A 7,981-nucleotide genomic window follows, 5' to 3' on the forward strand; every position below is an offset into this window, starting at 1 on the left:
AGGTGATTCGCTATTTCGCGGCCAATGTGGATGCCATGCAAGCCCTGGAAGGTGGCTTTGCGGCCCTGTCCAAGCCGGCGCTGAAAATGCTGCATCGCTACAACCGTAATTCACTGCAAGGTTCCCGCCGGAATATTTCTGCCCACTATGATCTGGGCAACGATTTTTTCAGCCTGTTTCTTGATCGCACCATGATGTATTCCAGTGCGGTGTTTCCCCACCCGGATGCGTCCCTTGAAGAAGCGTCTGTACACAAGCTGGACCTGATCTGTCAGCGCCTGCAATTGCAGCCGGGGATGACCCTGCTGGAAATCGGCACCGGCTGGGGTGGGTTGGCCCTGCATGCGGCACGGCATTATGGCGTCACCGTTACCACCACAACTATCTCCCGTGAGCAGGCCCGCTATGCCCGCCAACAGGTGGCCGATGCCGGGTTGGATAACTGCATCACCATTCTGGAAAATGACTACCGTGAACTCACCGGCCAATACGATCGTGTGGTGTCGGTGGAAATGATTGAAGCGGTGGGGGCAGAATTTCTGCCGGGATACTTTGACGTACTCGGCAAACGCTTGAAGCCGGAAGGGCTGTTGTTGATTCAGGCGATCACCGTGCCGGACCAGCGTTATGAGTACGCGCTCAAGCAGGTGGATTTTATCAAGCGCTATATCTTTCCGGGCGGCTTCCTGCCCAGCGTGTCGGTGATGTGCGATAACCTGACCCGCCATACCCGCCTGGTGGCCACCGAGTTGCATGATATCGGCCACGATTACGCCCTTACCCTGAATCACTGGCGGCAACGTTTTCATGGTGCCTTGTCCCGCATTCGGGAACTGGGGTTTGATGAGCGGTTCGTGCGTATGTGGGAGTACTATCTGTGCTACTGCGAGGGGGCGTTCCTGGAACGGGCGATCAGCACGGTGCACCTGGTGGCCGCCGGTCCCGCCTATCGGCCCTCGTTAAAGGCTTGAAAACAGCCATAAGCGGGCGCATTTTATTCTCTGCAGGGCTAGTCATTGGCCGTGATTCAGCGGTTCTTTGATGTTGTGGTATTATGCCCGCCTTATTTTTCGTATTAACTTTCCAAGTTGTTGATATCAAGGGGAAACCCTGGGCGGTAAGGCAATGACTGCAGAGGCACAAGCACGGGTTCAGGCGCACCTGGCCAAGGTGGAGCCGGACGACACGCTCAGCGATGAGCAGCGTGCATCCTATCGTGACCGGATCAAGGCGCTGTTGCGTCAGCGTGATGCGGTGCTGGTGGCGCACTACTACACGGACCCCGAGATCCAGTCTCTGGCAGAAGAGACCGGTGGTTGTGTGTCTGACTCCCTGGAAATGGCACGTTTCGGTAAAGACCATCCCGCGTCCACGCTGATTGTGGCGGGGGTCAAGTTCATGGGCGAGACCGCCAAGATCCTCAGCCCGGAAAAGCGCGTTTTCATGCCGACACTGGAAGCCACCTGTTCGCTGGATATCGGTTGCCCGGAAGACGAATTCTCTGCCTTCTGTGACCAGCACCCGGACCGTACGGTGGTGGTTTACGCCAATACCTCTGCTGCAGTGAAAGCCCGCGCTGACTGGGTTGTCACTTCCTCCATTGCAGTGGAGCTGATTGAGCACCTGGATAGCAACGGCGAAAAAATCCTGTGGGCACCGGACAAACACCTTGGCGGTTATGTGCGCGACAAGTCCGGCGCCGACGTGCTGTGCTGGGACGGCGCGTGCATCGTGCACGAAGAGTTCAAGGCCAAAGGCTTGCACGATTTAAAAGCCGCGTACCCGGATGCTGCCATTCTGGTGCACCCGGAATCGCCGGCGTCAGTGGTGGCTATGGCGGATGTGGTGGGTTCCACCTCGCAGCTGATCAAGGCCGCCTGCGAGATGGAAAACGACGCCTTTATTGTTGCCACGGACAAGGGCATTTTCTACAAGATGCAGCAACTGGCGCCGGGGAAAACCTTCCTGGAAGCGCCGACCGCAGGGTCCGGGGCAACGTGCCGCAGTTGCGCCCACTGCCCGTGGATGGCCATGAATGGCCTGCAGAACATGCTGGCAGTGCTGGAAGATGAAAACGGCATGGGCCAGGAAATCTTTGTGGATGAGGCCCTGGCTGAGAAAGCCATGGTGCCGTTGAATCGCATGCTGGATTTCGGTCAATCCCTGAAAGGCTAGAATAGCCCGAGGCCTGACCAGGTGATCTGCGTAACAGGTTGCGGGGTCAGGCGGTTACGGGGGACGAGTGGCGACAGGCGAGAGCCCGGCGGATTCTCGTACCTCCCTCTTCATTTTAACTCTTCATTTCTGCTCTTAATCAAAACTCCTCTTCGGATAATCGCTGCATTTCCCGCAGGCGCCCATTCAGTTTGCTGTACAGCGCAAAGTCGTTTTCTGCATCGCGCAGGGCATAACGCATTTGTTGCTGGGCCTTGGGATCGTTGCCGCGCAGGAACTGGCTTTCGGCGCGGGCATGCAGGGCTCGCACGGTATCGCCACTGTTGCCGTAGGCATCGGCCGCCAGGTCCCAGATATGCGGATCATTGGCGTGCTCATGGACAAGCGGTTTGAGTAGCGGCAGGGCCTTTTCTGGCTGCTTGCTGCGCAGATAAGCCTTGCTCTGCAGGATGGACGCCGCGTAGTTGTCCGGAGAAATCTTCTGTACCCACTCGGTTTCCTGAATGGTCAGAGGGTAGTTGCCTTCATCGAGGGCCACTTCCGCCAGTCCCAGGTGGAACCAGAGCTGGTCGGGGTATTGGTCCGCCAGCCCCTGCATCAACTCGCGGGCCTGATCATAGTGATTGGCGCGCAAATAACTCAGGGCCAGACCGTACCGTGCCGCCTGTAACCCAAGCGCGCTACGTTCGTTGCTGTAGCGTTTGAAGTATTCAATGGCCTGATCGTCAGAGGTGATGAAACCCGCCTTGAGGCGCGCCTGGGCCAGCAGAAAGCCGGTGGATACCGACAGCCGTGCCGGGGGCAGGGTGCGAGCCCGTGCCCGGCTGTCGGCAATACGGCTTTCGGTCACCGGGTGAGTGAGCAGGAACTCCGGCGGATCGCCGGAGAAACGCTGGCTATCGTGCATGCGTTCGAAAAAACGCGGCATGGCGCCCGGGTCCATGCCGGAGGCGGCCAGGGTTTGCATGCCGACCCGGTCGGCTTCCCGTTCATTCTGGCGTGAGTAGGCCAGTTGGGCCTGAATGGCGCCGGCCTGGGTAGCGGCAATGCCGGCCATGCCGGCTTCCCCGTCACCAGCAATGGCCACGGCCAGGCTGGCCAGCATGGCCGCCAGCACGGCGGTGTTCATTTTTTTGGAATCCAGATAGCGGCGGGCAAAGTGCCGCTGGCTCACGTGGGCAATTTCGTGGGCAACCACCCCGGCCACTTCGTCTTCGCTTTCCGCATTCAGAAACAGGCCGGCGTTGAGCCCGATAACGCCGCCGGGCACCGCGAAGGCGTTAATCTGGCGGCTGTTGATGACCACGATATCCAGGTTGGGCTCTTTCAGGTCGCTGTAGGATGCCAGGCGGTAGACCAGGCTTTCCACGTACTCCTGCACCATGGGATCAGACATGATGGAGGTCTGGCCGCGCAGGCTGCGCAGCCAGGCCCGCCCCAGGCGATATTCCTGATCGGCGGACATCAGCGCGGCAGTGGGGTCCCCGAGCACCGGCAGGTTGTCATCGGCGGCGGACGGACTGGCCAGCCAGCAGCAGCTGAACAGTAAAAAAGTACGTGCAAACAGCGTCAACAAATTGTGGCTCCGTCCAGGGACGAGTAACGGGTGATGGAATTTCGGGTATCGCTACGCGGGCACTGAATCAATGCCCGGCTTGTGACTATAATGCCGTCAGGGCGGCGATGAATGAAGCGATTACAATGACTGAAAACCCTGTATCCGAACAAATGGTTGATCTCCATGTGGATGCCTCCACGTTACAATGCCCGCTGCCGTTATTGAAAACCCGGCAGGCGTTACGGCAACTCCGCGCCGGGCAAGTGCTGGAAGTGATCGCCACGGACACCGGCTCAGCCAGTGATATCCCTGCTTATCTGAGACAATCCTGTCATGAGCTAGTTCGCATGCAGGAAAGCAAAGGCCGCTACTGTTTTGTTATCCGCTGCGGCACACAGGAGCCTTGATGCTGCGCATACTGAGAAACTGGGCCGATAATTACTTCTCCGATGAAGAAGCGGTGTATCTGGTTGTTCTGCTGTTGGTCATTGGCCTGACCATCGCGTTCTTCGGCGGCATGCTGGCCCCGGTGTTGACGGCCATGGTGGTTGCTTACCTGATGCAGGGACTGGTGGGCGCGCTGGAACGCCGGGGTGTGAAACGCATGCTGGCGGTCGGCCTGGTGTTCACGCTGTTCATGGGGCTGCTGATTGCCACACTGATCGTATTATTGCCCATGGTCTGGCGGCAGCTGGTGCTGCTGGTTCAGGACCAGTTGCCCCATATGCTCAAGAACGGGGAAATCTGGTTGCGGGGGTTGCCGGCCCATTACCCGGAAATTATTTCCATGGAACAGGTGAATTCCATTGTTGCGGTGATTCAGCGGGAAGTGGCGGAAGCCGGGCAAGGGGTGCTGACCCTGTCGCTGGCGTCGATCCCGAACCTGGTGGAAATCATGGTGTTCCTGGTGCTGGTGCCGTTGCTGGTGTTCTTTTTTCTGAAGGACCGGGAAACCCTGGTGAACTGGATGCTGGGTTTTCTGCCCCGCAAGCGGCGGATCCTCTCCCATGTATGGCAGGAAATGGACGGCCAGATTGCCAATTATGTGCGGGGCAAGGCAATTGAGATTCTGTTGGTGGGCGGGGCGACCTTTATTGCCTTTGTGCTGCTGGACACGAATTACGCGGTGCTGCTGGCGGTGCTGGTGGGGTTGTCGGTGGTAGTGCCGTATATTGGCGCCACCGTGGTGACCTTGCCGGTGGCCGCGGTGGCTTATGTGCAGTTCGGCTGGGGCGGGGATTTCGCCCTGGTGATGATCGTGTACGGCATTATCCAGTTCATTGACGGCAATATTCTGGTGCCGCTGTTGTTTTCCGAGGCGGTGAACCTGCACCCGGTGGCGATCATTACTGCGATTCTGCTGTTCGGTGGGCTGTGGGGGCTGTGGGGTGTGTTTTTCGCCATTCCATTGGCGACGTTGATCAAGGCGGTGATCAATGCCTGGCCGAGGCAGGGAGGATACCCTGCCGGTGCTCTTGAGGAGCAGCCAGAGTCCTGATGTTTGACGCCTGATGCTGAAAGAGAACACGCTTGCGTCACCGCATGGCGTCAGGCTTTGGGCATCAGGCGTTAGGCGTTAGGCGTAATCCCCAGCGCATCCAGTTCGGCGAGCAGGTCTTCGTGATGGGTTTTGGTCTTGAATTTGTCCATCACCTTCAGCAACTTGCCATCCTTGCCGACGATAAAGGTGGTGCGGATGAGCCCCATGAATTCCTTGCCCATGAATTTTTTCATGCCCCAGCATCCGTATTTCTCGGCGGTGGCGTGATCTTCGTCGGATAGCAAAGTGAAGTTCAGGTCATGCTTGTCGATAAACTTGGGCAAGCGAGCAACCGCATCCGGGCTGATGCCGAACACAACCACACCCCGCTTTTCCAGCTCGGCCTTGGTGTCGCGGATGCCGCAGGCCTGGGTGGTACAGCCCGGGGTGAGGGCCTTGGGGTAGAAAAAAATCACCACCGGGTTGTTGTCCCTGAAGGATCGCAATTCAATCCGGTTGCCGTCCTGATCCGGCAGTTTGAAGTTGGGGGCCAGATTGCCAATCTTGGGGTGTGCCATGTCTGTGTCTATTTCCCTTGTCTTGGTTGATGTCTTTTGCGTGCTGCGTGAAGCGTGCTGCGGATTTTAACGCTTCGGTGTCATGGTGGCGTCCAGGTTGCGCGCTTCACAGAAATCCAGGAACGCATCGCGTAACTGGGCCACGGAGTGCTCCGCGCTCATGCTCAGGATCAGCTGCAGGCTGAACATGCGGGTGCCGGTGTGGGGCGCAGCGTAAGTACCGGTATGCAAATCATCAATATTGATATTGCGCGCGGAAAAGAAATTGGCGATTTCATGGACGATGCCGGGGTTGTCCATGGCGACGACCTCTACCTCGTAGGGCAGGGCCGCAGGCCGGGCATCCGGGGCGCTGGTGCGCTTGAGCGTGATCAGCAGGTCCAGCTGCTTGGCCAGTTGCTGCTGCCCGGCTTCCAGGTTATCCAGGGTAGTCGCGCTGCCGGCGACCAGCATCAGTACGGCAAATTCGCCACCCAACACGGTCATGCGTGAATCCATGATGCTGCCATCGTATTCCAGCACGGCTTTGGACAGAGCCTGCACAATGCCGGGCCGGTCCGTACCCAGGGCGGAAATGACAATTAACTGGTCCATGGCTGCTCTCCATCAGTGGTGGGCCATCTGTTTTATGGCCCGAGCAATACCGGGGCGGGCTCCGGTACGCCGGGCTAAAGTCGCCCTCTGCTGGGGCGTGTGTGGCCAATTAGTCTACCCAGTTCATTCCGCACTGAACACTTGTTGGCCAGGCTGGTCTCAATACCGGGCCCTCAAGGTGTTGTGGTTTTTCAGCCGCCAGTGACATCCGCAGGAGGAAACGGGGGACTCGCGTCTTGTCCGCCTTGGGGGCGAGGTTTACCATAGCGCCCTTCAGTCGACGATAGTGCCTGCTGGCAGGAAGCGTCGCGGTTAATTGGCGTACAGCGTTTGCGCACAACAGGAGACAGGCATGATTCGCGGCAGCATAGTGGCCTTGGTGACCCCCATGCGTGCAGATGGGTCCGTGGACTGGGAGCGTTTGCGCTCGCTGGTTAACTGGCATGTAGAGCAGGGCACCCACGCCATCGTGGCTGTGGGCACCACGGGTGAATCCGCCACGCTGGGCTTTGAAGAGCATGACAGTGTGATCCGTGAAGTGGTAGCACTGGCCAAGGGGCGCATTCCGGTGATTGCCGGTACCGGCGCAAACAATACCGAAGAAGCCATTCGCCTGACCCGTGACGCGAAACGGGATGGCGCGGATGCCTGTCTGCTGGTGACCCCTTACTACAACAAGCCCCCCCAGGAAGGCCTGTATCAGCACTTTCTGGCGGTAGCCCGTGCCGTGGATATCCCGCAAATCCTGTATAACGTGCCCGGCCGGACCTCCTGTGATCTGTTGCCGGAGACCGTGGAACGCTTGAGCAAGGTGCCAAACATTGTCGGCATCAAGGAAGCCACCGGGAATCTGGAGCGTGCCCGTGAAATCCGTGAGCGTTGCGGTGACGACTTCATGCTTTATTCCGGCGATGACGCCACCGCTTTGGATTTTATCCTGGCTGGCGGCCACGGCGATATTTCGGTGACCGCCAATGTGGCTCCGGCGAAAATGGCAGCCATGTGTGAAGCGGCCCTGGCCGGGGATGCAGATAAAGCCCGTGCACTGAATGCGGAACTTGAACCCCTGCACCGTGATCTGTTTATTGAAGCGAATCCGATCCCGGTAAAATGGGCACTGTTTGAAATGGGGCTGATTGACGCAGGTATCCGGCTGCCGCTGGTGTCGCTGTCAGAAGCTGCCCAGCCGCGGTTGCGTGAAACCATGCGCCAGTGCGGCCTGCTGGAGGTTAAATGAAGAAAGCGGCGCTGCTTGTACCACTGATGCTCGCCCTGATGGTTGCCGGTTGTAGCTGGTTGCCGGATAGCAGTCTGGAATACCGCAAAGCCGCGGTGACCGATCCGATCAAGGTGCCGGAAGGTGGCGTGTTTATTGGTGAGCAGCCGCTGTATGCGGTGCCTCGTCAGGACGAGCGGTTGACCGGCCCCCGTGAGGATGAAGACCGTTTTCAGCCACCTCGCCCGCCGCAACTGGTGGTGCTGGGTAATGCCCCGGACAAGGAGAACGACGAGCCTGTGCCGGAAGGGGAGTCCGCCAAGGCACTGCTGGGCCGTGATGGCAACGGCTACCCGATTATCATGATGTCCACCCGCTAT

Annotated in this window: 8 protein-coding genes and 1 pseudogene; 6 read left to right on the forward strand and 3 right to left on the reverse strand. The window is 58.7% G+C overall.

Annotated elements, in window-relative coordinates; all coding sequences use genetic code 11:
* Window positions 1-971, forward strand: a 971-nt coding sequence (locus A3754_RS23635) for a cyclopropane-fatty-acyl-phospholipid synthase family protein (RefSeq protein ID WP_063521512.1), incomplete at its 5' end; no start/stop codon positions are given.
* A 154-nt stretch (window positions 972-1,125) separates the two neighbouring features.
* On the forward strand, window positions 1,126-2,175 hold the full coding sequence (gene nadA / locus A3754_RS23640; RefSeq protein WP_082872487.1) for a quinolinate synthase NadA: 1,050 nt from the start codon (window positions 1,126-1,128) through the stop codon (window positions 2,173-2,175).
* Between the two features lie 139 nt (window positions 2,176-2,314).
* Here nadA and A3754_RS23645 read toward each other — a convergent pair whose 3' ends face one another.
* Window positions 2,315-3,751 carry a M48 family metalloprotease gene (locus A3754_RS23645; RefSeq protein ID WP_231880762.1) on the reverse strand — a complete coding sequence of 479 codons (1,437 nt, stop codon included), beginning with the start codon at window positions 3,749-3,751 and terminating at the stop codon, window positions 2,315-2,317.
* 107 nt (window positions 3,752-3,858) lie between these two features.
* Here A3754_RS23645 and A3754_RS23650 point away from each other — a divergent pair, with 107 nt between their 5' ends.
* The gene (locus A3754_RS23650; protein ID WP_007150804.1) at window positions 3,859-4,140 is read left to right on the forward strand and encodes a sulfurtransferase TusA family protein; all 282 of its coding nucleotides are present in this window, start codon (window positions 3,859-3,861) and stop codon (window positions 4,138-4,140) included.
* A complete protein-coding gene (locus A3754_RS23655; RefSeq protein ID WP_063521513.1) occupies window positions 4,140-5,231 on the forward strand; it encodes an AI-2E family transporter in 1,092 nt (363 codons plus the stop codon). Before A3754_RS23650 ends, A3754_RS23655 begins: the two co-directional genes overlap by 1 nt.
* A gap of 71 nt (window positions 5,232-5,302) precedes the next feature.
* Here the strand turns inward: A3754_RS23655 and bcp are convergent, their stop codons facing one another.
* Together bcp and A3754_RS23665 are read right to left on the reverse strand one after the other, a co-directional pair.
* Complete coding sequence (bcp, locus tag A3754_RS23660; protein WP_063521514.1) at window positions 5,303-5,791, reverse strand: thioredoxin-dependent thiol peroxidase; 489 nt, start codon at window positions 5,789-5,791, stop codon at window positions 5,303-5,305.
* A 66-nt stretch (window positions 5,792-5,857) separates the two neighbouring features.
* Window positions 5,858-6,385, reverse strand: coding sequence for a glycine cleavage system protein R (locus A3754_RS23665; RefSeq protein WP_063521515.1), 528 nt, complete (start codon window positions 6,383-6,385; stop codon window positions 5,858-5,860).
* A 352-nt stretch (window positions 6,386-6,737) separates the two neighbouring features.
* Between A3754_RS23665 and dapA the strand changes: the two genes are divergently transcribed.
* Complete coding sequence (dapA, locus tag A3754_RS23670) at window positions 6,738-7,622, forward strand: 4-hydroxy-tetrahydrodipicolinate synthase (protein WP_039926965.1); 885 nt, start codon at window positions 6,738-6,740, stop codon at window positions 7,620-7,622.
* Window positions 7,619-7,981: pseudogene (locus A3754_RS23675) on the forward strand (hypothetical protein); the annotation flags it as partial. The gene dapA and the pseudogene A3754_RS23675, both read left to right, overlap by 4 nt.

This window comes from Alcanivorax sp. HI0083, from assembly GCF_001635175.1.

Coding starts and splice junctions, on each gene's coding strand:
- dapA (WP_039926965.1), top strand. CDS start 6,738: ATGATTCGCGGCAGCATAGTGGCCTTGGTGACCCCCATGCGTGCAGAT.
- A3754_RS23665 (WP_063521515.1), bottom strand. CDS start 6,385: ATGGACCAGTTAATTGTCATTTCCGCCCTGGGTACGGACCGGCCCGGC.
- A3754_RS23650 (WP_007150804.1), top strand. CDS start 3,859: ATGAATGAAGCGATTACAATGACTGAAAACCCTGTATCCGAACAAATG.
- nadA (WP_082872487.1), top strand. CDS start 1,126: ATGACTGCAGAGGCACAAGCACGGGTTCAGGCGCACCTGGCCAAGGTG.
- bcp (WP_063521514.1), bottom strand. CDS start 5,791: ATGGCACACCCCAAGATTGGCAATCTGGCCCCCAACTTCAAACTGCCG.
- A3754_RS23655 (WP_063521513.1), top strand. CDS start 4,140: ATGCTGCGCATACTGAGAAACTGGGCCGATAATTACTTCTCCGATGAA.